We start from the raw sequence: 23187 nt of genomic DNA on the forward strand, positions 1-23187 counted from the left end.
GGGACGGCCGAGGAGAGGGAAGACAAGAGACGTGGCTATCTGGCTCGAACAGACATCGGAAGGGTTTGAACAGCGTTTCGCCGCCTTCCTGACGACCAAGCGCGAAGTGTCCGACGATGTGAATGCCGTGGTGCGCGCCATCATCGACGACGTCAAGGCGCGAGGCGATGCAGCGCTGGCTGACTATTCGCTGCGCTTCGACGGCATCGATTTCGCCACCACCGCAATGCGCGTCACCGATGCCGAGATCGACGCTGCCGTCAAAACCGTCGCCCCCGATGTCATGGATGCCCTGCGGCTGGCCGCCGAGCGGATCGAAAAGCACCATGCCCGGCAAATGCCGAAGGATGATATCTACGAGGACGCCATCGGCGTCGGCCTCGGCTCGCGCTGGACGGCGATCGATGCGGTCGGTCTTTATGTGCCCGGCGGCACGGCGAGCTATCCAAGCTCGGTGCTGATGAATGCCGTGCCGGCGCACGTCGCCGGCGTGCCACGCATCGTCATGGTCGTTCCCGCCACCGGCGGCGACATCAACCCGACGGTGCTGGCGGCGGCCCGCATTGCCGGGGTGCGCGAAATCTACCGCATCGGCGGCGCGCAGGCCGTGGCAGCGCTCGCCTATGGCACGGAAACGATCGAGCCGGTCGCCAAGATCGTCGGTCCGGGCAATGCCTATGTCGCGGCCGCCAAGCGCCATGTGTTCGGCACGGTCGGCATCGACATGATCGCCGGTCCGTCCGAAGTGCTGGTCATTGCCGACAGCGACAACAATCCCGATTGGCTCGCCGCCGACCTGCTGGCTCAGGCCGAGCATGACCGCGGCGCCCAGTCGATCCTGATCACCGACGACCCGGATCTGGCCCGCGCCGTGGAGGCCGCCGTCGAGCGGCAGTTGAAGACGCTGAGCCGTTCCGAGACCGCGGCGGCCAGCTGGGCCGATTTCGGGGCCATCATCATCGTGCCCGACCTCGAAGCCTCCATACCGCTCGCCAACCGCATTGCCGCCGAACATCTGGAACTGGCCGTGGCCGATCCTGATCGGCTGATGGCCGGCATCCGCAATGCCGGCGCCATCTTCATCGGCCGGCACACGCCGGAGGTGATCGGCGATTATGTCGGCGGCTCCAATCACGTGCTGCCGACGGCGCGTTCGGCGCGGTTTTCCTCCGGCCTGTCGGTGCTCGATTTCGTCAAGCGCACCTCGATCCTGCGGCTGGGGCCTGAACAGTTGCGCCAATTGGCGCCGGCGGCCATTGCACTGGCGAAAAGCGAGGGCCTCGACGCCCATGCCCGCTCGGTCGCCATCCGCCTGAACCTCGAAGGCTGAGCCTGATGGCAAAGGGCGACTTCAAGCTCTGCGACGTGATCCTCGACGAAACGATCGGGCGGTCGACGCCCGATGTCGAGCACGAGCGGGCGGTCGCCATTTTCGACCTGATCGAGGAAAACACGTTCGAGCCGGCCGGCCATGCGGGCGGACCCTATAAGCTCAACCTGTCGCTGGTCGATTCCAAGCTGGTGTTCGGCATCAAGACGGAGGCCGGCGAAGACGTCGCCACCCATATCCTGTCGCTGACGCCGTTCCGGCGGATCATCAAGGATTATTTCATGATCTGCGAAAGCTATTATGAAGCGATCCGGTCCTCGACGCCCAGCCAGATCGAAGCGATCGACATGGGTCGGCGCGGCATTCACAACGAAGGCTCGCAGACGCTGATGGACCGGCTGCAGGGCAAGATCAAGCTGGATTTCGACACGGCACGGCGGCTGTTCACACTGGTCTGCGTTCTCTACTGGCGTGGATAGGCCGATGGACGATCACGCGGCTTCCCGACCACAGGACAGGATGCCCGGCGCCATTCTCTTCGTCTGCGGCATGAACGCCATCCGCTCGCCGATGGCGGAAGTGATCGCCCGGCACATGCTGCCGGCCGGCACCTATGTCGCATCGGCGGGGGTCCGGCCCGGCGAGCGCGATCCGTTCGTCGATGCCGTGCTGGAGGAAATCGGGTTGTCGCTCGGCAAGCGCCAGCCGCAAACGCTGGAAGAGCTGGCCGACAACTTCTTCGACCTGGTGGTGACGCTGGCGCCGGAGGCCCATCACGCGGCGCTGGAACTGACGCGCACGTCGGCGGTCGACGTGGTCTACTGGCCGATGCCAGACCCGACCGTTGCCACCGGCACCCGCGAACAGATCCTCGAAGCCTATCGCGAGGTGCGCGACCGGCTGAAACGACTGATCGCCGAACGCCTGGCTCCGGCGGAAAAGGCGGCCCAGACGCAGGTCGAAAAACCGGCCGAAAAGCCCGATTGAAACAAAATTCAAAAGCCCAATCTACAAGGTTCACAAAAGCGCGGTGATTGTGTAGTTTCCGCGCACATTTTACCGGGCCCCGCTGGGTCCGATGCAACTCACAGGAAGACAACCCCTCCATGGCTAAAGAAGAAGTCCTCGAATTCCCCGGCGTCGTGACCGAATTGCTCCCCAATGCGACCTTCCGGGTCAAGCTTGAAAACGAACACGAGATCATCGCCCATACCGCCGGACGCATGCGCAAGAACCGTATCCGCGTTCTGGCCGGCGACAAGGTGCTGGTCGAAATGACCCCTTACGACCTGACCAAGGGCCGCATCACCTATCGCTTCAAGTGAACGAAGGCAGACACCCGAAAGGGCTTGACGATCCATGGAGCTGAAACAGACGCTGATCCTCGCCTCCGGTTCGCCGCGCCGGCTCGACCTCTTGAAGCAGGCCGGCATCGAACCCGACCGGCTGATGCCGATGGATCTCGACGAGACGCCGGCCAAGTCTGAGCATCCGCGCTCGTTGGCCCGCCGGCTCTCCACCGAGAAGGCCCGCGCAGCCCTTGCCGCCGTGAAGGACGAGCCGCTGTGGAAGCACAGCTATATCCTGGCGGCCGACACGGTGGTGGCTGTCGGGCGGCGCATCCTGCCAAAGGCCGAATATCTCGACGAGGCCTCGTCCTGCCTGCATCTCCTGTCCGGTCGCGGCCATTGGGTGTTTACCGGCGTGTGCCTGATCACCCCTGACGGCAAGACCCGCCAGAAGGTGATCGAGACCAAGGTGCGGTTCAAGCGCCTGTCGGGCCTCGATATCGAATCCTATCTGGCGTCCGGCCAATGGCGGGGCAAGGCCGGTGCCTATGGCATCCAGGGCCTGGCCGGCTGCTTCGTGCAGAAGCTGGTCGGCTCCTATACCAACGTCGTCGGCCTGCCGCTGTTTGAAACCCTGCAACTGTTGTCCGGCGAGGGATTTAACGTGCATGCCGGCTGGATGGAAGGCTGAACCATGAGTGACGACAATAGCCCCCGCAGCGCAAAGATCGAGCCCTTGCGCAAGGCCCGCCCCTGCCCCGAATGCAAGCGGCCGTCGCATCGCGAGCACTACCCCTTCTGCTCCAATCGCTGCCGTGAGCTGGATCTGTCGCGCTGGCTGACGGGCTCCTATGCCATTCCGGTTGCCGACGACGAAAGCAAGGCGGACTATCAGGACGACGATTGAGACTTTTGCCGGCGGCAGTTGAGACCCGTCAGCGGCGCCAGGAATGGGCGCTGACCGGCCGCCCAGGCCCGGCACGGCACCATCCCGCATAGACTGAAACCGTTCTATTCGTTCAATTTTTTCCGTTTTTTCACAGACTGTCAAAAAAGTGCCATTTGGCGCTGGACATGGCCGAACAAGATGTTATAACCCGCTCGCTTCCGGGGGAAACGATCCCCCGCCGGTTGGACCAAGCAACCGAACGGCCCGAAACGGCCCTGATGCCCGGATAGCTCAGTTGGTAGAGCAGCGGATTGAAAATCCGCGTGTCGGTGGTTCAAATCCGCCTCCGGGCACCATTTTTCTTCAGCAACATCAATGTTTTATGGTGCCGTAGCGGCATGGTTGTCGCAACGCTTGATGCGCTTGGGTGTCATTCTGGGTAGAAGGTGAGATAGTTCCTATGCTACCCGCACTGTTTGCAACATTCCTTCGAGCGATCTTCTAATTTCGTTTTGATTTGATATGCCGAGCGTGGGCAAGATAGCCATCAAAACGGTGAGCACTTTTACCGAGTCATTCGGCTCATTCCGTTCCCACGCCGCAGCTATTTCTTTTTCATGTAGCAAAGGCTGCTGCAGGAGGAACCTTTGTCTTTCCCATATGAAGGCCCATCGTTCGCTCAACCATTTCAGCATTTGTTCAGACAGAGGCTGAAGATAGCCCGCCTGTTTCGCAGTTTGCAGCACTTTGTAAGTAAACTCTAAAACCTGGATCGGCGAGAGTAATGAGCCGTCGTCAATCGTCTTTCGGTTGGCGAAAAGCAGGCTGGCATAACTTGTGTAGTAGTCAGTCGCAGCTACCTTGCCTGCCAAGCACGCCGCTAACCTCTCATCACAGGTAAAGCCGCTTTGACTCATGAGGCCAGCGACAAATGCGTCATAGGCAACTGCGTCTTCGCTAAGAATACAAGCCGCGACGAATGACAGAATTTGTTGTCCCGCTAGCTCGCGGAGACCTTTTATTGCTTCCGCTGTCGGAGGTGGGAAATTACCATATGTGACATTTTGGATATTAAAGCTGTTTTCCTTGCTTCCTTGCTGGACCGCAAACGCAAATTCCGCAACCGTTTCCGTTAGTGCTAGGTTGAATGATCTGATGTCTAGTTGACGTAACGCTTTATTCAGTTTCGCGCGGGTCAATAGGAACTGCCCCTCTCGCACAGGCCCCTTTGGGAGACGAGTATCGATATTTCGCGCTATGCCCAAGTCCAGCAGACAGTGACATTCAATCTGCGCCAGCATATACCAGGACAACTCCAGGACTGGCAGAAACCGTTTTCCTATCTCTGGGTGTGGCTCGGGATTGCTTACTAGACCCGGATAAATACGCGGAGCTTCGCCATCTGCCATGTAGCGCTTTTCACCGGTTGCCTCTTGGTCAAGCCACAGAAGCACATGCCGGGAAACAGCATGGCAATGAGCTGCTCTAACGGATGTTTTAGAATCTAACAGGGTGAGCTTTTCCAACACCCCAATGAATTCTCGCAGACACGTAGCACGGTCATCAGCGTGCCAGCTTGCTATTGCGGCATCGGCTAGCAGGCCGATATGCATTGGGATCATATCCGGTACACCGGAATCTTTCGCGGCTTCGGCTCCGAACAAGTAGTATCGCCTTGCCGTTTCGAAGTTGCCCTGCTTCTCCGCGCTTATCGCAGCTTCTCTTCCGAGAAAGGCTTTTTCCGTTTCACTTAGGGGGGCACCTTCATCAATAAGCTTGCTGGATAGTTCCAAGCTCGCTTGATGATCATTTGCTCGGTAAAGAACCTTTGCTTTCGCCCGTATTAGCTCCGAGTTCGTTGGGCCATACTGCTTTAGGCCGCCCTCAAGCACGTCAAGAGCAGCTTCTTTATCGTTGCCATATTCATCAAGAATGATGGCCTGATATTTTCGGCAAGCAACGGCTAGGTCTTTACGATTCCACCTGTTCGCTAGATTTTCCATTTGCGAATAGGCGGATGTATGAGCGATAGAATCAATCGTCTCTGTATCATGCTCTCTTAACCATGCGCCGGATATGAGCATGTCGATATCGACTGGAAGTTCGGATACGCCATAAATTTGGAAGATTTTCACCCGGAAATCTTCACTGCATGCGTCAAGAGCTTTAAACGTCGAAAGGAGATCACTGATTTGTTTTGTTTGACGAATTTGGTTCAAAAACATGAAGCCGATCGTCGTGGTAATATCGCTAAACTCGGCTATCCCCTCTAGAAACTCGGTGGGAAGATTTCGATCCTGATTTTCGAACAGGCTGTTAAGTTCCTGCAAAATTTCGATAAAGCCCGGCAGTGGCCCAAAAATCGGCTCTGAAAGCAGTAGCTTTGAATATATGATTAGCTCCATTCCAGCTCGTATTTTCGCAGGCTGGATAAGTGCACCTTCCTTCTGGAACGATCTAAGCGCCGAAGCGAATGTTTTTGAGCCTCGTTCTTCATGGCAAAGAAGAAGAATTTGAGCGCCTCGAAAAATCTGACTAATAACCGGGCTATCATCATAGGCAGGCTGATCGGTTCTCATATGCGTAAACATCATAAGATGCGGCGCGATCATCTTTAATTCGGAATTGTCCGAACCGATCACCGAAAAACAAAGCTTGAACAGCACTCCCTCATTTTTGCCGCTCCACGCAGCGAGCAAAGCTGAGTTCGCTGTGATGGGGTCGAGGGTCCGTGGCTTGACCAGTGAGTTCGCTATCTCGAAATTGATCTGCTTCTTTTCCGAATCCCTGAGAGTGTTTGTGGCGAAATTGGAAAGCAGCGGTGATAAGGAAAATCTATCCTTTTCCTGTTGATCGATCCACGATCCAATTAAGCTATCAAATAATATCCCGCCATCTGAAACCACGGGCGCAACTTGAGCCACGTCGAGAACGAGACTCCGCGTGAATCCACCAGTCGTCAGGGAAAGGCGCTCCAGCAGGCGCCTGCCGCCTTCAGGTAAATCCTTAAGCAACCGTCTGCGAGTGTCAGCGCGCACTTGTTCAATTTCAGAATTACCGTCCACCAGAGAGCCAAGTGTCCGTAACTCGTTTTTATCCCACCCTGATTGCTGCATACTTTTGATTGCCGCCACGGCGAGCTGTGGATGTCCGCTACCTGAGATCAAGTATATATACTTAGCCCAGTTTTTATCTGGGACTCCCAACGAGCTCAGAATATGCTCAATGTCTGCCTCTCTGAATTCCTCTAGCTTTTCTTCGATATTAGCCGTCAAGTTTGCCGAAAATAGCAAATCGCTAGGAGTTGTTCTTGGTGCTGTAACGATAATAAGTAAATCCCGGCGCCTACAAGCTGATAGTAAATTCAGGAAACTCTCTATAACGTATGGCTCTGGCGTGCATTCGAAGTCGTCTATCAGAAGGCCATGAACGTCCCTCACTTCTGCTATAGCTGTTTGAATCTCAGTGAGAATCAAACTTACTTGCTCGGATGACAAGTTGCGTAGGTTAAGGCTTGCCCAGTTTCCGGCGACCTTTCCAGCCGCTAATTTTGCTGCAACAGTTTTACCGACACCTGCAGCGCCTAGTACCCAGCTAATTCCGTCTCTCTCAAGCGATGAAACAATTTTCGCGATTTGCTCCGATCTCGGCGCAATAGCAGAGGGAAGCGGTACCTCATCAATAGGGCGTGGCGGCGCTAGCCGACTTGAAATAAGGTCAGTTGCCTTCGGCACAGAGGAAGCTAAAGCTTTTGCGATAAGTGCATTGTGCGCGTCGAACTGTGCTCGGTTAACAGAAATGCGAACTGCTTGCTCCAACAGTTCTTCGAGAGCTGCGCGGTCCACAAAGCGATCTTCTTTTTGAGTCGATTTGTTCAGCAGAAGTAAGAGAATATTGTTGAGGCATTCCTCGGCTTGGGAGGCAATGCCGCCGCGTTCTTGTAGCGCTTTAGTGGTGACCGCCTTGAGTTGTCGTTTCAGGAACTTGAAATCCAGAGCCCCGCAATCAAAGTGTATCCGCTTTAAGAATTTCTCTCTGAAGTCAGCATCGTCGAGCTCCTCGATAAATTTCTTTGTCTGTGCCGACAATTTCGAATTGGCCAGAATGGTTCTGAGTCTAGAAAGATCGCCTGTTCGAGCTAAAGTACGCCAAGTGACAAGAGTTGGCGTGTCGTCAAGCCGATCATTTTCAGATTTTTCTTTTCCTATATGGGATGTTGTCAGGTGGCGAAGCCTGACCTCAAGTTGCGGCTGATTTACCTGAAGTTCGACGAAGCTATTTATCGATGCGATAATGTCGTCGGAGTTGATCGTGACATTGCCTTCGGTGCGCTTGACTTGAACTGCACTTAAAGCATGCTTTGCGGCAATAACGTAGTCTTCGGCAACCTCTAAGAATAAAAATTCATTTACACCAAGTTCAAACCAAGCAAGTGCTGACTGATAAATTTGATAAACATACCCCCCCAAGGAGGCGATTGCCTCGCGGCCTTCATTTCCTTTCGGGGCTACGGGTTTATTCATGTGTGAGTCGGCCAGCTTATCAATTTGGCGATAGTGGGATACGGTTTGCGAAAATACAACCAAACGACACGTTTGAGGTCAGGTGCGGAGCGCTTTCCACAAAGTATGCGCTGACCTTTACCAAACCAAGTTTAGGCTGGCGCCTATTTAGCTCGGAGTTAAATGCCCACTCTGAGAAAAGGGCGCTGTGTGCGCCCTCCTTGCTAACCGTAGGCCACTTTCTGGTTGTGACTCATTTCATTGCGAACAAGCCCCTTGCTTCCTTCTCACCCACCGATCCCTTGAGCCATTGCCAAGGGGCGCGGGGTTTATGGGACTTCGCCAATTCGGGATACTGCTTCTGATCGCGAGCGGCATCGCGTAGTTGTTCGCGTGCTTCTTTTGGGTCGATCTTCAATTCGGCGCACAGCGCCTTGAGGGTGATGATTTCGGGGGCCTTGTCGGTCATGATCGTCTCCTCCGGGTTCAAGACGATCTTTTCATTAAGACAAGGTCTGAGCGGCTGTCAGGGAAAATCCCTAGTCTTTCTGGATCATGCAATATAGGACAGGAGCCTATCGAGCAGCGCCGTTGCATCGCTCTGCAAACCGTCATCTGTTGTGCAGGCGATAGACGCGTTCAAAGCCCGACGCAGTCCAGACAGACCGTCGTGGAATTCTATGACCACATCATCCGCTTAATCATCCCCTATTGATTTTGGTCAAATCGGCGTCGCGTCAGGGATGCTAGAACCATCGGCAGCAGGCGGTTTTCGCCGGGGCGGTGCGATTGTTGCAGCCGTCGAATTTTTTAAACGCTTGCCGAGCCGGCCGTATTTTCCGGCGAGACATTCTCCAGAAGGTTCAAGGAAGGCCATCCTATGCTTGCAAAACCATGGAAGTCCTGGGTGATCCCCGTCGTGGTCGTGGCGCTTGGCGCGGGCGGCTATTACGGCTGGTCGACAATGAATGCGGAAGGACTGCCCGAGGGCATTGCCAGCGGCAACGGCCGTATCGAGGCCGTGGAAATCGACATATCCACCAAGACGGCCGGCCGTATCAGGGACATCGTCGCCAATGAGGGCGATCTGGTCAAGGCCGGCCAGGTGCTGGCCCATATGGACACGGTGCAATTGCAGGCCGAGCGGCGCGAGGCGGATGCCCAATTGCAGCGCGCCGTGATCGGCGTCGAGGCTGACGCCAGCGTGGTGACGCAAAGGGAGGCGGAAAAGACCGCGGCGGAGGCGGTGGCTGCCCAGCGCGAGGCCGAACTGAACGCTGCCCTCAAGCGGCTTGAGCGGACCGAACAGCTGGTGAAAAGCAGCACGGTCTCGCTGCAGGTGCTGGACGACGACCGAGCCAGCTTCGAAGGCGCCAGGGCGGCGGTCAGCGCGGCAAAGGCGCAACTGGCGGCCGCCGATGCGGCGATCAGCACGGCCAAGGCACAGGTGGTCGATGCTCGCGCCTCGACGGACGCGGCAAAGGCGACCCTTGAGCGGATTGACGCCGAGATCGACGACAGCACGCTGATCTCGCCGCGCGACGGGCGTGTGCAGTATCGCGTCGCGCAGCCCGGCGAGGTGCTTTCCGCCGGCGGGCGGGTTCTCAATCTGGTCGATCTCAGCGATGTCTCGATGACATTCTTCCTGCCGACTGAGCAAGCCGGGCGGGTGGCGCTCGGTTCCGAAGTCCGCATCGTGCTGGATGCGGCGCCGAAATATCTGATCCCGGCCTCGGTGTCCTTCGTGGCCGACGTGGCACAATTCACGCCGAAATCGGTGGAGACCGAGGTGGAGCGCGAAAAGCTGATGTTCCGCATCAAGGCGCGCATTCCGCAGGCGCTGCTCGCCAAGCACATACAGATGGTCAAGACCGGCCTGCCGGGCGTGGCTTATGTGCGTCTCGATCCGGCCGCTGCCTGGCCGGCCGACATCAGCGGAGCCGTGGTCGAATGAACGGCGCCAACCCGGACGGCAAGGCTGTCGTGTCTATCGACGGGGTCAGCCTGTCCTATGGCAAGACCCGGGCGCTCGATGCCGTGAGCCTCTCCATCCCGTCCGGCTGCATGGTCGGGCTGATCGGACCGGACGGTGTCGGCAAGTCCAGCCTGCTGTCGCTGATTTCGGGCGCACGCGCTGTGCAGAGCGGACATATCGACGTGCTGGGCGGGGATATATCCGATGCGGCCCATCGCCGGGACACCTGCCCGCGCATCGCCTATATGCCGCAGGGCCTTGGCAAGAACCTCTATCCCACGCTGTCGGTGTTCGAGAATGTCGACTTCTTCGGCCGGCTGTTCGGTCATGCACGCCAGGAGCGCGAGCAGCGGATCGCCGCCCTGCTCGACAGTACGGGCCTCGGCCCCTTCGCCGACAGGCCGGCCGGCAAGCTGTCCGGCGGCATGAAACAGAAGCTCGGCCTGTGCTGTGCCCTGATCCACGATCCCGACCTTCTGATCCTCGACGAGCCGACAACCGGCGTCGACCCGCTGTCGCGCCGCCAGTTCTGGGATCTGATCGACAACATTCGCGCCGGCCGGCCGGGCATGAGCGTCATCGTCGCCACGGCCTATATGGAAGAGGCCGCCCGCTTCGACTGGCTGGTCGCCATGGACGACGGCCGGGTGTTGGCAACCGGCACGCCCGGCGAATTGCTGACGCAGACCGGCACCGCCTCTCTGGAGGCCGCCTTCGTCGCCATGCTGCCGGAGGACAAGCGCAGGGATCACCATGCTGTGGTCATCCCTCCGCGCCAGGCAAATAGCGAGATCGCCATCGAGGCCGAGGGGCTGACGATGCGGTTCGGCGATTTCGTCGCGGTCGACAATGTCAGCTTTCGCATTCCGCGCGGCGAGATTTTCGGGTTTCTCGGCTCGAACGGCTGCGGCAAGACCACCACGATGAAAATGCTGACCGGGCTGCTGGCGGCCAGCGAAGGCCGGGCAACCCTGTTCGGACAGACGATCGACCCGCACGACATGGCCGTGCGCCACCGCGTCGGCTACATGTCGCAATCCTTTTCGCTCTATAGCGAGCTGACGGTCCGCCAGAACCTCGACCTGCATGCCCGCCTGTTCCAGATGCCGATTGACGCCATCCCGGCCCGTATCGAAACGATGATCGAGCGCTTCGATCTGGAGGCGGTGACGGACGCCCTGCCCGATGCCCTGCCGCTTGGCATAAGGCAACGCCTGTCCCTGGCCGTGGCCATGGTGCATGGGCCGGAAATGCTCATTCTCGACGAACCCACCTCGGGCGTCGACCCGATTGCGCGCGACAAGCTGTGGCAGCTGCTGTCGGATCTGTCGCGCAAGGACAATGTGACGATCTTCATCTCGACCCATTTCATGAACGAGGCGGAACGCTGCGACCGCATATCGCTGATGCATGCCGGCAAGGTTCTGGTCAGCGACCGGCCGGCGGCCATTGTCGAGAGCCGTGGCAGCGCCGATCTCGAAAGCGCTTTCATCGCCTATCTCGAAGATGCCATCGATGCCGAGAAGGCGGAGGGCGACGCGCCGAAGCCTGCCGTCGCTGCGCCTGATCCGAAACGACCGGCCGCAAAAGTCAATCAAGCGTTCGATATCAGGCGCATGTTCAGCTACACGCGCCGCGAGGCGCTGGAGTTGCAGCGCGATCCCATCCGCGCCTCGCTGGCGCTGCTCGGCAGCATGCTGTTGATGTTCGTGATCGGCTACGGCATCAATCTGGATGTAGAGGATCTGTCCTTTGCCGTGCTGGACTACGACCAGACCGCCACCAGCCGGGACTATGTCAGCGATATCGCCGGGTCGCGATATTTCTCCGAAAAACCGCCCATCCGGGACGATGCCGATCTCGACCAGCGCATGCGGGCCGGAGAGATCAGCCTTGCCATCGAAATTCCGCCAGGCTTTGCCGCCAATGCCGCCCGCGGGCGGGATGTCGAGATCGGCGCATGGATCGACGGCGCCATGCCGCAGCGCGCCGAAACCATCCAGGGTTACGTGCAGGGAATGCATGCACACTGGCTAACCCGCAAGACCCGGGAATTGCTGGGTGACGATGCCACGACTAGCGCCTTCACGCTGGAGACCCGATATCGCTACAATCCGGATATCGCCAGCCTGGTCGCCATGGTGCCGGCGGTCATACCGCTGTTGCTGCTGCTCATTCCGGCCATGCTGGCAGCCTTAAGCGTGGTGCGTGAAAAGGAGCTCGGCTCGATCGTCAATCTCTATGTCACACCGGTCACGAAGCTCGAATTCCTGCTCGGCAAGCAATTGCCCTATATCGCCCTTGGCATGGTGAATTTCCTGCTGCTTTGCGCCGCCGCGGTCTTCGTGTTCCAGGTGCCGCTGACCGGCAGTTTCTTTGCGCTGGCGACAGGCGCCCTGCTCTACGTTACCATCTCGACCGGCATGGGATTGCTGATGTCGACCTTCACCAGCAGCCAGATCGCCGCAATCTTCGCAACGGCCGTCCTGACGCTGCTGCCCGCAGTGCAGTATTCCGGCATGATCGATCCCGTCTCCTCGCTCAAAGGCGCTGGCGCCGTCATCGGCCGGATCTATCCGACCACCCATTTCATCACCATTGCGCGTGGCACCTTCTCCAAGGCATTGAGCTTTGGCGATCTTTCCGGCGCATTTGTGCCGCTCCTGATCACCATACCCGTTCTGGTGGCCCTGAGCACCGTCCTCCTCCGCAAGCAGGCAAGGTGATCCATGCGGCTGTCCAGCATTCTGCAACTCGGCATCAAGGAACTGCGCGGTCTTGCGCGCGACCCCATGCTTCTGCTGCTCATCGGCTTTTCGTTCATCGTTTCGGTCTACACGGCCGGATCTGCCATGCCGGAAACCCTCAATCACGCGCCGATCGCCATTGTCGACGAAGACCAGTCGCCCTTGTCGTCACGCATCATCGGGGCTTTCTATCCGCCATACTTCACAACGCCGCAGATCATCACGGCAGGCGAGATGGATCGGCGCATGGATGCCGGGCTCGATACATTTGCGCTGGATATCCCGGCTGATTTCCACCGCGACGTGCTGGCCGGCCGGGTGCCGGCGATCCAGCTCAACGTCGACGCGACACGCATGACGCAGGCTTTCAGCGGCAGCGGCTATGTGCAGAGCATCGTCACCAGCGAAGTGACGGAATTCCTGCAGCACTATCGCTCCGAGACAGCACTGGCCGTCGACCTGGTGCTGCGCGCCCGCTTCAATCCGGAACTCAGCAAGGTCTGGTTCGGAGGAGTCATGGAGCTCATCAACAACGTCACCATGCTGTCGATCATCCTGACGGGTGCCGCCCTGATCCGCGAGCGCGAACATGGCACGATCGAACATCTTCTGGTCATGCCCGTGACACCGACCGAGATCATGATCAGCAAGATCTGGTCGATGGGACTGGTCGTGCTGGTCGCATCCGCCTTTTCGCTGATCGTCGTCGTCCAGGGTTTGCTGGCCGTTCCGATCGAGGGTTCGGTCAGCCTGTTCCTGGCGGGTGCTGCCCTGCAGCTCTTTGCAACCACCTCGCTCGGGATCTTCCTGGCGACGGTTGCGACCTCCATGCCGCAGTTCGGCCTGCTGCTGATGATGATCCTGCTGCCGCTTGAGGTTCTATCGGGCGCTTCCACGCCGCGCGAAAGCATGCCCGAAGCGATACAGTTCATCATGCTGGCCGCGCCGAACACGCATTTCGTCATGCTCGCCCAGTCGATCCTCTATCGTGGCGCAGGCCTCTCCGTGGTCTGGCCGCAGTTTCTGGCGCTGGCCGTGATCGGATCCGTGTTGTTCATCTTCTCGCTCGGCCGGTTCCGCAAAACGCTGCAGTAGCGTTCACCCATCAAAAGCACGCAGGTCCGACGCGGCAGCGCCATCTGCGCGCGCTCGCGAGCTATCGTCTTGCCTCGTTGACCGGCATCCACAGGCCACGCCGGCCAATTCTCGACCAGGCAGACCGTATCACGCAATAAATCCGCCTCAAGGAGCCCGCCACCTCAAGCAATAACAAAAAAAGTCCGCCACCTGGATTCCTCTACATTCATGGCCACAGAACGCTCATTTGCTTATATTTTTTGCATCATTTGCCCAATTATATATCAAGTATATCAATATTCTGTTGATGTATTCAATATTTTAGTTTCCGCAAATAGATCATGATTGACATAAAATCTTACCACTTTAACCATTCATTATCTCTGAACTTGGAATCATTTCTGCGGCGCGCTATAGCTATAACATGAGCAGAACGGATAAATGTTTATGCGTTCATAGCAACTCATCCTTTTGTGGCCTGCGTTATTGGTGAAAGGAAATCTGCGCGGTGAGATTTGACGTCAAGATTGCACATCTCTGCCTGAACACATCCGCTTCACCGCGTGAAAAGCGCGCCGCCCGAGGACCTCGCGGCTCATGCCGGCGGGTTGATGTCACATCGGCGCGACATCCCGACTGATCCTCCGCCAGATTTTCCGAGTACTTCGCCTCATCCCAAGAGCTCGCCACATCCCATTCAGAGTAACGATCGGAGCAGACGCATGAAAATAGTCAGGCCTGGCGACAACAAGGTAGCCCTCGTGACCGGCGTGACCGGCCAGGACGGCACGTATCTGTCGGAACTTCTGCTGGAAAAGGGCTATACGGTTCACGGCATCAAGCGTCGCTCGTCCTCGTTCAATACGTCCCGCATCGAGCACCTCTATGAAGATCCGCATGTAGCGGACCCGAAATTCATCCTGCACTACGGCGACCTGACGGATTCCACCAACCTGATCCGCATCGTCCAGGAAACCCAACCTGACGAAATCTACAACCTTGCCGCCCAGAGCCATGTGCAGGTCTCCTTCGAGACTCCGGAATACACTGCCAATGCCGACGGCATCGGCACGTTGCGCCTGCTCGAGGCGATCCGCTTGCTGAAGCTGACCGACAAGACCCGGTTCTACCAGGCCTCGACATCCGAACTTTACGGCAAGGTGCAGGAGGTACCGCAGAGCGAGACGACGCCGTTCTACCCGCGCTCGCCGTACGCGGCCGCAAAGATCTACGCCTACTGGATCGTCGTGAACTACCGCGAGGCCTATGGGATGCATGCCTCGAACGGCATCCTGTTCAACCACGAGAGCCCGTTGCGTGGCGAGACATTCGTGACGCGCAAGATTACCCGGGCGGCGGCGGCCATCCACCTGGGCCTGCAGCAGAAGCTCTTTCTCGGCAATCTCGATGCCAAGCGCGACTGGGGTCATGCCCGCGAATATGTGCGCGGGATGTGGATGATGCTGCAGCAGGACCAGCCGGACGACTATGTTCTGGCCACCGGCGAAACCCATACGGTGCGCTCCTTCGTGGAAAAGAGCTTTGCCAAGGTCGGCATGCCGATCGAATGGAAGGGCGAAGGCGTCGAGGAAAAGGGCTACGACGCCTCCTCCGGCCAATGCGTCGTGGAAATCGATCCGCGCTATTTTCGCCCGACGGAAGTGGACCTGCTGATCGGTGATCCGACCAAGGCGCACGAAAAGCTCGGCTGGAAGCACGATACCAATCTCGACCAGCTGATTGCCGAAATGGTGCGCGAAGACTTGAAGGTCATGGCGCGCAACGTGCCGCAGCTCGGGGCCAACAAGGGGCTGGCGCATGCCTGAGACGGTCTACGATCTCTCCGGCAAGCGGGTCTTCGTGGCCGGCCACCGCGGCATGGTGGGGGCGGCGATCGTGCGTCGGCTGGCGGCGGAGCATTGCGAGATCCTGACCGCGACACGCGCCGAACTGGACCTCACCCGACAGGACGCCGTCGAGGCATGGATGGAGAAGAACCGCCCCGATGCGGTCTTCCTGGCGGCGGCCAAGGTGGGCGGCATCCTGGCCAACGACCGTTATCCGGCCGATTTCCTCTACGACAACCTCATTCTCGAAGCCAATGTCATCCACGCCGCCCACAGGACCGACGTTGAGAAGCTGCTGTTTCTCGGCTCGTCCTGCATCTATCCGAAATTCGCCGACCAGCCGATCGTGGAGGAAGCACTTCTGACCGGCGCGCTGGAACCGACCAATGAATGGTATGCGATAGCCAAGATCGCCGGCATCAAGCTGTGCCAGGCCTATCGCCGGCAATGTGGCCGGGACTTCATCTCGGCCATGCCGACCAATCTCTACGGCCCCGGCGACAATTTCGACCTGTCGTCGAGCCATGTCATGCCGGCACTGATCCGCAAGGCGCATGAGGCCAAGGCCGGCCACCAGCCGGAGATCACCGTATGGGGCACCGGTACGCCGCGCCGCGAATTCCTGCATGTCGACGACTGTGCGGATGCCTGCGTGCATCTGATGAAGGTCTATTCGGGTGAGCCCCATGTCAATGTCGGCTCCGGCGAGGACGTGACGATCCTCGAATTGACGCAGCGTGTCTGCGACGTGGTCGGCTATTCCGGACGCATCGTGCACGATCTCTCCAAGCCGGACGGCACGCCGCGCAAGTTGATGAGCGCCGCCCGGCTGCGGGCGCTCGGCTGGGTGCCGCGCATCGGCCTTTCGGACGGCATCGCCGATGCTTACCAGGCCTTCCTCAAGGGAGAATATTCCGAGCGTCGCCAGGGGGATGCTGCCTGATGGAGGCCTTGGTCGAGGCAGACGCCCCTGCGCTTGGCGGCGGCGAGGCGCGGGCCGATGCGCTGTGGCGCCGGCGCATCGTCGTTTACGGCATGAATTATGCGCCTGAGATGGCAGGCGTCGGACGCTATACCGGCGAGATCGCCGAGCATATGGTAAGCCTCGGTATGGATGTGAGCGTCATCACCACGCCGCCGCATTATCCGGGATGGAAGATGACCGGTGGCTATCGCAACGGCTATTCGACGCGCCGCGAAAACGGCGTCAAGGTGCATCGTACGCCCTTGCTGCTGCGGCAGAGGATGCGCGGCATCTGGCGATTGATGGCGCCGCTCAGCTTTGCCGTGACCTCGGCCCCCCTGGTGTTCTGGCAGGTCCTGCGGACCCGGCCCGACACGGTGTTCTGCGTCGAGCCGACGTTGTTTGCAGCCCCCATCGCGCAATTGGCGGCCTGGCTTTCCGGCGCGCGGACCGTGCTGCATGTGCAGGATCTTGAAGTGGATGCGGCATTCGCGGTCGGCCACCTCGGTTCGAAACCCTGGCTGAAGCGGCTGGGCCATGCCTTCGAGCGCTTCACGCTTGGCCGTTTCGACAGGGTGATCACCATTTCCAACCGCATGGCCGAGAAGCTCGGCGAAAAGGGTGTGGCGCAGGACCGGCTGGCCGTGGTGCGCAACTGGGTCGATCTCTCCCATATCTATCCGATGGACCAGACGAGCCCCTATCGCGCCGAACTCGGCTACCAGCCGGACGATTTCGTCGTGCTCTATTCCGGCAATCTCGGCGCCAAGCAGGGACTGCCAGTGCTGCTCGATGCCGCCGAACAGTTGAAGGACAATCCCCGGATCAAGTTCGTGATCGCCGGCGAAGGGCCGGTCAAGGCCGAACTCGAAGCCCTTTACGGGCATCTGCAGACCGTCCGCTTCCTGCCCTTCCAGCCCTATGCCCGGTTGAACGATTTTCTCAACATGGCGGATCTGCACGCTCTGCCGCAGGACAAGGGGGCGGCCGACCTGGTCCTGCCCTCTAAGCTCGGTGGCATGCTGGCCTCCGGCAAACCACTGATCGTTACCGCAGACCCCGGCACGGAACTCGCCGACTTCCTCGGCACCGCCGCCGTAATCACCCCGCCCGGCGACGCCAGGGCGCTGGCGGAAGGGATTTTGGGTGCCATGCGCATGCCCAAAAGCGAGGGCGCCGAGGAGCGGGCGAGGCTTGCTCGACAAGCGTCAAAAAGCGAAGGTATTACAGCTCTTATCAGCTTGGTTTCTAATGCGGCTTGAGGCTTTGACTTGATAGATGGAGACAATCTGCCCCTACTCGAACACGGTGCAAGACCTACTGTGATGGCAAATGACCGTTCTGCGCAAAAATACCAAGACCAAACCGCATCGCTCCAGGCTGCGGTGAAACTGGTATCATTCTCCCAAGACGGACATCGAAGCGCTTACAATGACGTTTTCACACACCTGCTGAGGCTCCAGAACGTCGACATTTCTGCACATCATGAGCGCAGCAGAGTCGCCTTTTATCCGATGCTGGACGACAATATTCCGGTGTTCCTGCGATCCTGCCTTCAAAATGCGCTTTCGGGGCGCCGGACGGTCGGCCTGTTCTTCCGGCCCGGCGAATGCTTTCGCAGAGACCGTGTGAAATACCGCTTGAAGAACCTGCTCTTCCGCGTCCTGAAACGCATGCCGACCATACGCATTCTGACCATCATGCCGTTTCATGTCGATCCGCGGTTTGCCTTGGTGGCGAACGACTGGATTCATGATCCGCAGCTTTGGGATATGGACCTGCTGCCAGCAGCGGAGACACAGGATGCACTCTCAGCAACGGTTCGAGCGGCCGCAAACGGTCGCCAGGTGGTGGTCGCACTCGGTGGGCAAAACCGCTTAAAAGGTTTCGACCGTTTTGCCACCCTCTGGCAGTCCGATTTGCGCCTTCGGCAGCGCTACCTGTTTGTCGCCGCAGGCACCGTGGCTGCAGAATGTGCCGGAGATGCGCAAGCATTTGCCGAGGCAGACGGCCTGCTGCTGGATCGCTTCATTTCAGACGAGGAATTGCTGGCCCTCTATACCGCATCAGACCTCGTGTGGAGTTGCTACGCGCCTCACTATAACCAGGCATCCGGGATTTTCGGCCGTGCCTTTCAAATGGGAAAGCCGGCAATCGTCAGGGACGGCTCGTATATCGCGACAATCGCCAGGCATCTGGACCATCCCGTGATTGCGATTGCGCAGGACAATGCGACAGCTACCAACGAGTTGTTGTCATGGCCGACCGAACCCGCGCCCGCGAAGGCACACACCACGATGATCGCGGCCATGCGCCAGCGGGATACGCAGGTCTTGCTCTCCGCCTTCGGAATAGACGTATCAGGCCTTAAGTCCGCCGGAACGGAGCCGCTCGCAAGGTGAACCTCAACCTGAGATCCAACACGATATGGTCGACAGCCGAGGTCATCGTCTCAGGCCTGGCGCTGTTCGTGCTGTTCAAATATGTCGTGGTCTTTGTCGGTATCAAAGGGCTGGGGCTCTGGTCTCTGGTGCTGGCTACGACCTCGCTGGCACGGCTGGGGGATCTCGGAGCCGCGGCCGGCCTGTCGCGCTTCGTGGCGATCGCAATGGCGCGCGGCGATCAGAGACAAGCCGGCGCCTATATCGACACGGCATTTCTCACCAACCTGATCCTCTACTGCGTCTTTGGGGCTGTACTCTACGGTCCGCTCCGGTACGGATTGTCCTTCGTCGTGCCGGTCGAGATGCTTGCCGAGGCTCGGTCCCTGCTGCCCTATGCAATTGCCTCCTTCGTCCTTCTGAACCTGAATTCGGTGATGCTGTCGGCGCTGATCGGACACCAACGGACGGATCTGAAAAGCAAGACCGTCATTGCCAGCGTTTTCCTGCAGATTGCCGTTGTGGCGGCGCTGATCTCGGCTTTCGGCCTGGTGGCCATGGCAATCGGGCAGATCGTCCAGTATGGCTTTACCGCCCTGACGGCGCGGCTGCTGTTCCGGCGGATCGCGCCGGCGAGCGGCTGCCGCCTGATCCCGATCGGCTTTTCAAAGACGGCCTTTCGCGACCTGCTGGGCTTCGGCCTGAAGCTTCAGGCGGCAAGCCTTGTGTCCTTTGCCTTCGAGCCCTTGACCAAGTTCGTCATTTCCGCAACCGGCGGGCTGGAGGCCCTGGGCGTCTTCGAAATGGCCTATCGCATGGTGCTGCAGGTGCGCCACATCATCGCGGCGCCCCTGCAGGCGCTTCTTCCGGCCTTCGCGCATCTGGACGAGACCGACCCTTCGGCCCTGCGCGATCTCTATGAGAAGGCGGTCGTCTCCTCCCTGCTGGCGGGCGGCACGCTGCTGTCCCTTCTGGCCTTTGCATCGCCACTCATCAGCTGGCTGTGGATCGGCAATGTGAACACGACCTTCATTGCCTTTGCCGCGATCTGCTGCCTGGGCTGGTTCGTCAATTTGGTTGCGGCGCCAGCCTATATTTTAGGCTTGAGCCGTGGCCATATTGGTTGGAATGTGGCGGGGCATGTCATCACAAGCTTTGCTGGGCCGCTCGCGGGTTTTGTTTTGTTCAAGACCTTTGGTGGCGAAGAGACTAGCGTTGCTGCGGCAATGGGAGGCCTTGCCGGGGGTGCATTGCTATCGTGGATCATGAACTGCAGACGCTTCAGGATGCCTATTTTGCCGAGTGGGCAGAAATTTCGCAGCAGCATCAAAATGAGTTTGATTATGTTCGCCAATGAACCGAAACGTTGAAGAGAAAACAATATCAGCCATGACCTCTTCAAGCTATTCCAGACGAAATGGTCGAAAAATTACTATAATATATATTTATTTTTTGATGTTAGCGCCCTTTGTTTTTGATTTCAGATCGGAAGGGGCGGGCGCGGCGGCAGCAATTCAAGGAACAATACTGTCATTTTATTGCTTTTTCATTGCGACTATATTTTATTTATATAGGTCGCGATTTTCAGTTTTGCCTAGTGCACGAATGCTGATCTTCGTGAGCGCTTGCTTCCTGATAGAGTCCGCTTTCGTCGGTTTTTTCAGGGGGCAGGCGCTTTATCCTATTTTCGTGAATGTTATACCAATTTTTCTCTACGCCTCATCCGCTTATGTCACTGCCCAAGTCTTCATTTTGAAAGCAGGAGAACCGGCATTTACGAGTGCGTTGAAATGGCTTTGCCTGCTATTTGTGGTCTCACGGGTTTTAATTGTCTTAAGCACGTCCGGCGTGGACCTGACCTCAATTCGCTATCAAATTCTCGGTAGTTCCACCATAGCCGCCCTCGGTCTCATTTTCGTCGCTCTTGTTTCTCGAATCACGAAGCTGGATATCGCCATTATATTAGCGAACCTCTCTCTGGTTTTGCTTTCCGTCACGCGAACACTCATAGTAGTAGGAGCAGCGCAATCACTGATACTTGCGCCAACATTGATAGCACATATCAGGTCCAAAGGCTTTTTGAGGCGCATATTCGCTGCATGCCTTATGCTGGTGGCAGTCATAGGCACCGATTTTTTGCTGGGAACTGGGCAAAGCCAGAGATGGTTAGAGCGTCTGTTTGTCGCCAGTGATGTTGGAATGGATCCGACCCGGCTCACACGCGTAGCCGAAGTCGATTTTATGCGGCAAGAATTCGGCAGTTCTTTTAGCCAGACCGTATTCGGAAATGGCTTAGCGGCAGAAACGTCGCTTATTGGCCCGTCTGCTGTACTGGCAGCAATGATTGTGGGATCGGAAAATATTCAAGGCCATGGCTTTGGATTTGGTCATCACAATCACTGGAGCCTGCTGTTCATTGGTGGTTTACTCGCCGGCGGTCCTTTGCTTATATTGCAGTTTTTTCACGCCTTTAAAGCTCTTACTTTTCAATGGGACACAAGAACAAATAAGGTCCAATTCCGTAAAATTAAAGAGCTTGGAACTTGGGGGGGCACGATTGTTATTGGCACCGTAGCTTATGGTTTTTACGCTGGCTCTTTTGGAGACCGTGGAACCTCACTTTGGTATGGAATTGGGAGTGGATTACTCATTGGTGCCCAAACTTTACACTCCCGTCATAAGCTGAAAGCACGACAATATATCGATTAGTTGGATTTCCATAACTTTTCACCACCCCCTTGCCACCGTTGCCGCCTGCATCACTCCCGCGACCACCGCATACCCGGCATCGCTGAGATGGATATTATCGCTGCGCAGCGACCTTGGCGGGATGCCCGCGGCGATATCTTCCAGATCCCCGCTCGAGCCGTTATGGTTGGCCAGGAGTGCTGCGCGCAGATCGACGAAGCGACGGCCATAGAGCCCCGCCAGATCGGCATTCAGCGCCGTGATGGTGTCGAGCGCGGACGAGCCTGTGCCTTCGCCGCTGGCATTCAGCACCGAGGCCACCAGAAAACGGGTGTGGCCGAGAGAGGCGATCATGGCGGCGATATTGGCCTTGACGGTCGCGGAGGCGATATAATCGTTGCGGCCGGACCAGATCCAGGCGATGCGCGGCCGCAACTGTGCGGTTTCCGCAATGGTGAAGAGCGCGTCGGCGGGCACAGGCACGTCAGGACCTGTGCTTTCGCGATGGAACGTCCAGTTGCCGGAGGCATCCGTGGTGATCGTGCCCTCGACGCCCGCGACGAAGCCGGAGGTCGTTCCGGTATAAGCGCCGCCGCTGGTCAGGATATTGTTGTTGCGGGCGGTGACGGCCACCGCGACCTGCGCATCGAAGACCGTGAGGCTGACATTGTCGAGGGTGAAATCCCCGGTGACCCCTGTCGCAAAACCTACAATTGCCAGCGTATCGCAGACCTTGTTGGTGACGAACGAAAATTTGTAGTGGCCGGGCGACGTAGGATAACCTCGATCACTTGCCAGGCCCCAAGAGCCACCACTCAATAGGCCCACTTGCAAGCCAAGCCCTGGATCGACGGCCAGAAGATCGAACTCGACGATGACCAGCTTGCCGGTCGCGATCGACACTGCGCGGCCGACGCCGCCCCAGGCCGCGCCGGAGGTTTTGCGGCCTGTGAGCGCGCCATTGGCCCAGGTGCGGGTACCGGTCCATTGTACGATAAAACCATCAGCACCCGTATCGAACCCCCAGAACTGCGGTGATGCGGCCGGCTCCCAGGCCGGGATGACATTATTCGCCACGCTGATCAGCAACGGCAGCCCGCCCTGGCGGATGGCGATGCTCTGCGAGCCCTGCCCGCCATTGCCACGAATGACAATATCGCGCGGCGGGGAAAACAGGCCGGCGGCCACCGCCGGATAGGAAAAGGCCGCGGCGCTGGCACCCACCCCTTGCGTCAGGCTATCGCCCCAGGCGACGATATCGCTGCTGACATCGGCTGCAGCGGCGCGCGACAGCCCGTTTCCAAGGGCAAGGCCCAGGCCAAGTCCGCTCATCAGCAGGTCCCTCCGATGCAGTCCGATTTTCGGCAGGGCAGGCATGTTGCACTCTTTCTCATCCCGGGCGCTCCTTTGAGACATAATGGCAGGATGATAGGACACAAGCGGCAGAGGCGGACGGCGCGAGGCGCCGGGGCTTGATATCAGGGATTTTTCTTCCCTG

Annotated in this window: 18 protein-coding genes and 1 tRNA gene; 16 read left to right on the forward strand and 3 right to left on the reverse strand. The window is 58.3% G+C overall.

Annotation, left to right across the window (positions count from 1 at the left end; all coding sequences use genetic code 11):
• The first annotated feature begins 31 nt into the window (after positions 1-31).
• The 7 genes from hisD to HFC70_RS00770 all read left to right on the forward strand — a co-directional run bounded on the left by hisD (position 32) and on the right by HFC70_RS00770 (position 3864).
• Positions 32-1330 carry a histidinol dehydrogenase gene (gene hisD / locus HFC70_RS00740; protein WP_168471281.1) on the forward strand — a complete coding sequence of 433 codons (1299 nt, stop codon included), beginning with the start codon at positions 32-34 and terminating at the stop codon, positions 1328-1330.
• Between the two features lie 5 nt (positions 1331-1335).
• Positions 1336-1809 (forward strand): UPF0262 family protein, encoded by a 474-nt coding sequence (locus HFC70_RS00745; protein WP_168471282.1) that lies wholly within the window; start codon positions 1336-1338, stop codon positions 1807-1809.
• A gap of 4 nt (positions 1810-1813) precedes the next feature.
• Entirely contained in the window at positions 1814-2317 is a 504-nt protein-coding gene (locus HFC70_RS00750; RefSeq protein ID WP_168471283.1) for a low molecular weight phosphatase family protein, read from the forward strand.
• Positions 2318-2436: 119 nt separating this feature from the next.
• Entirely contained in the window at positions 2437-2655 is a 219-nt protein-coding gene (gene infA, locus HFC70_RS00755) for a translation initiation factor IF-1 (RefSeq protein WP_004435948.1), read from the forward strand.
• A 34-nt stretch (positions 2656-2689) separates the two neighbouring features.
• Positions 2690-3310, forward strand: a complete 621-nt coding sequence (locus tag HFC70_RS00760) for a Maf-like protein (protein ID WP_168471284.1) — start codon at positions 2690-2692, stop codon at positions 3308-3310.
• A gap of 3 nt (positions 3311-3313) precedes the next feature.
• Positions 3314-3526, forward strand: a complete 213-nt coding sequence (gene yacG / locus HFC70_RS00765; protein ID WP_168471285.1) for a DNA gyrase inhibitor YacG — start codon at positions 3314-3316, stop codon at positions 3524-3526.
• 262 nt (positions 3527-3788) lie between these two features.
• Positions 3789-3864, forward strand: a tRNA-Phe gene (locus HFC70_RS00770).
• A gap of 102 nt (positions 3865-3966) precedes the next feature.
• Here HFC70_RS00770 and HFC70_RS00775 read toward each other — a convergent pair.
• Complete coding sequence (locus tag HFC70_RS00775) at positions 3967-8031, reverse strand: hypothetical protein (protein ID WP_168471286.1); 4065 nt, start codon at positions 8029-8031, stop codon at positions 3967-3969.
• 232 nt (positions 8032-8263) lie between these two features.
• Positions 8264-8479 (reverse strand): hypothetical protein, encoded by a 216-nt coding sequence (locus HFC70_RS00780; protein ID WP_168471287.1) that lies wholly within the window; start codon positions 8477-8479, stop codon positions 8264-8266.
• Between the two features lie 411 nt (positions 8480-8890).
• On the opposite strand from HFC70_RS00780, the gene HFC70_RS00785 reads away from it, so the two are divergent.
• The 9 genes from HFC70_RS00785 (at position 8891) to HFC70_RS00825 (ending at position 21710) form a co-directional block, all read left to right on the forward strand.
• Entirely contained in the window at positions 8891-9964 is a 1074-nt protein-coding gene (locus tag HFC70_RS00785; RefSeq protein WP_168471288.1) for an HlyD family secretion protein, read from the forward strand.
• Complete coding sequence (gene rbbA / locus HFC70_RS00790; protein WP_168471289.1) at positions 9961-12711, forward strand: ribosome-associated ATPase/putative transporter RbbA; 2751 nt, start codon at positions 9961-9963, stop codon at positions 12709-12711. Before HFC70_RS00785 ends, rbbA begins: the two co-directional genes overlap by 4 nt.
• Before the next feature lie 3 nt (positions 12712-12714).
• On the forward strand, positions 12715-13827 hold the full coding sequence (locus HFC70_RS00795; protein ID WP_168471290.1) for an ABC transporter permease: 1113 nt from the start codon (positions 12715-12717) through the stop codon (positions 13825-13827).
• 704 nt (positions 13828-14531) lie between these two features.
• A complete protein-coding gene (gmd, locus tag HFC70_RS00800; RefSeq protein WP_168471291.1) occupies positions 14532-15635 on the forward strand; it encodes a GDP-mannose 4,6-dehydratase in 1104 nt (367 codons plus the stop codon).
• Positions 15628-16599, forward strand: coding sequence for a GDP-L-fucose synthase (locus tag HFC70_RS00805; RefSeq protein ID WP_168471292.1), 972 nt, complete (start codon positions 15628-15630; stop codon positions 16597-16599). The genes gmd and HFC70_RS00805 overlap by 8 nt, the downstream gene beginning before the upstream one ends.
• Positions 16599-17882 (forward strand): WcaI family glycosyltransferase, encoded by a 1284-nt coding sequence (locus HFC70_RS00810; RefSeq protein WP_168471293.1) that lies wholly within the window; start codon positions 16599-16601, stop codon positions 17880-17882. The genes HFC70_RS00805 and HFC70_RS00810 overlap by 1 nt, the downstream gene beginning before the upstream one ends.
• A 63-nt stretch (positions 17883-17945) precedes the next feature.
• Positions 17946-19022, forward strand: a complete 1077-nt coding sequence (locus HFC70_RS00815) for a hypothetical protein (protein WP_168471294.1) — start codon at positions 17946-17948, stop codon at positions 19020-19022.
• Positions 19019-20371: an oligosaccharide flippase family protein gene (locus HFC70_RS00820; RefSeq protein WP_168471295.1), complete on the forward strand. Its 1353-nt coding sequence runs from the start codon at positions 19019-19021 to the stop codon at positions 20369-20371. The genes HFC70_RS00815 and HFC70_RS00820 overlap by 4 nt, the downstream gene beginning before the upstream one ends.
• Positions 20372-20390: 19 nt before the next feature.
• Positions 20391-21710 (forward strand): hypothetical protein, encoded by a 1320-nt coding sequence (locus HFC70_RS00825; RefSeq protein ID WP_168471296.1) that lies wholly within the window; start codon positions 20391-20393, stop codon positions 21708-21710.
• A gap of 18 nt (positions 21711-21728) precedes the next feature.
• Here the strand turns inward: HFC70_RS00825 and HFC70_RS00830 are convergent, their stop codons facing one another.
• Positions 21729-23021 (reverse strand): SGNH/GDSL hydrolase family protein, encoded by a 1293-nt coding sequence (locus HFC70_RS00830; protein WP_168471297.1) that lies wholly within the window; start codon positions 23019-23021, stop codon positions 21729-21731.
• Positions 23022-23187: the final 166 nt, after the last annotated feature.

This window comes from Agrobacterium sp. a22-2, assembly GCF_012276985.1.
Taxonomy (GTDB): domain Bacteria; phylum Pseudomonadota; class Alphaproteobacteria; order Rhizobiales; family Rhizobiaceae; genus Allorhizobium.

Bases quoted from the DNA above. Each gene is read 5' to 3' on its own strand.
- HFC70_RS00785 (WP_168471288.1), top strand. From the start codon at position 8,891: ATGCTTGCAAAACCATGGAAGTCCTGGGTGATCCCCGTCGTGGTCGTG.
- HFC70_RS00775 (WP_168471286.1), bottom strand. From the start codon at position 8,031: ATGAATAAACCCGTAGCCCCGAAAGGAAATGAAGGCCGCGAGGCAATC.
- gmd (WP_168471291.1), top strand. From the start codon at position 14,532: ATGAAAATAGTCAGGCCTGGCGACAACAAGGTAGCCCTCGTGACCGGC.
- HFC70_RS00815 (WP_168471294.1), top strand. From the start codon at position 17,946: ATGGCAAATGACCGTTCTGCGCAAAAATACCAAGACCAAACCGCATCG.
- HFC70_RS00825 (WP_168471296.1), top strand. From the start codon at position 20,391: ATGACCTCTTCAAGCTATTCCAGACGAAATGGTCGAAAAATTACTATA.
- rbbA (WP_168471289.1), top strand. From the start codon at position 9,961: ATGAACGGCGCCAACCCGGACGGCAAGGCTGTCGTGTCTATCGACGGG.
- infA (WP_004435948.1), top strand. From the start codon at position 2,437: ATGGCTAAAGAAGAAGTCCTCGAATTCCCCGGCGTCGTGACCGAATTG.
- HFC70_RS00830 (WP_168471297.1), bottom strand. From the start codon at position 23,021: ATGAGCGGACTTGGCCTGGGCCTTGCCCTTGGAAACGGGCTGTCGCGC.
- HFC70_RS00805 (WP_168471292.1), top strand. From the start codon at position 15,628: ATGCCTGAGACGGTCTACGATCTCTCCGGCAAGCGGGTCTTCGTGGCC.
- HFC70_RS00780 (WP_168471287.1), bottom strand. From the start codon at position 8,479: ATGACCGACAAGGCCCCCGAAATCATCACCCTCAAGGCGCTGTGCGCC.
- HFC70_RS00745 (WP_168471282.1), top strand. From the start codon at position 1,336: ATGGCAAAGGGCGACTTCAAGCTCTGCGACGTGATCCTCGACGAAACG.
- HFC70_RS00750 (WP_168471283.1), top strand. From the start codon at position 1,814: ATGGACGATCACGCGGCTTCCCGACCACAGGACAGGATGCCCGGCGCC.
- HFC70_RS00760 (WP_168471284.1), top strand. From the start codon at position 2,690: ATGGAGCTGAAACAGACGCTGATCCTCGCCTCCGGTTCGCCGCGCCGG.
- HFC70_RS00795 (WP_168471290.1), top strand. From the start codon at position 12,715: ATGCGGCTGTCCAGCATTCTGCAACTCGGCATCAAGGAACTGCGCGGT.
- yacG (WP_168471285.1), top strand. From the start codon at position 3,314: ATGAGTGACGACAATAGCCCCCGCAGCGCAAAGATCGAGCCCTTGCGC.
- HFC70_RS00810 (WP_168471293.1), top strand. From the start codon at position 16,599: ATGGAGGCCTTGGTCGAGGCAGACGCCCCTGCGCTTGGCGGCGGCGAG.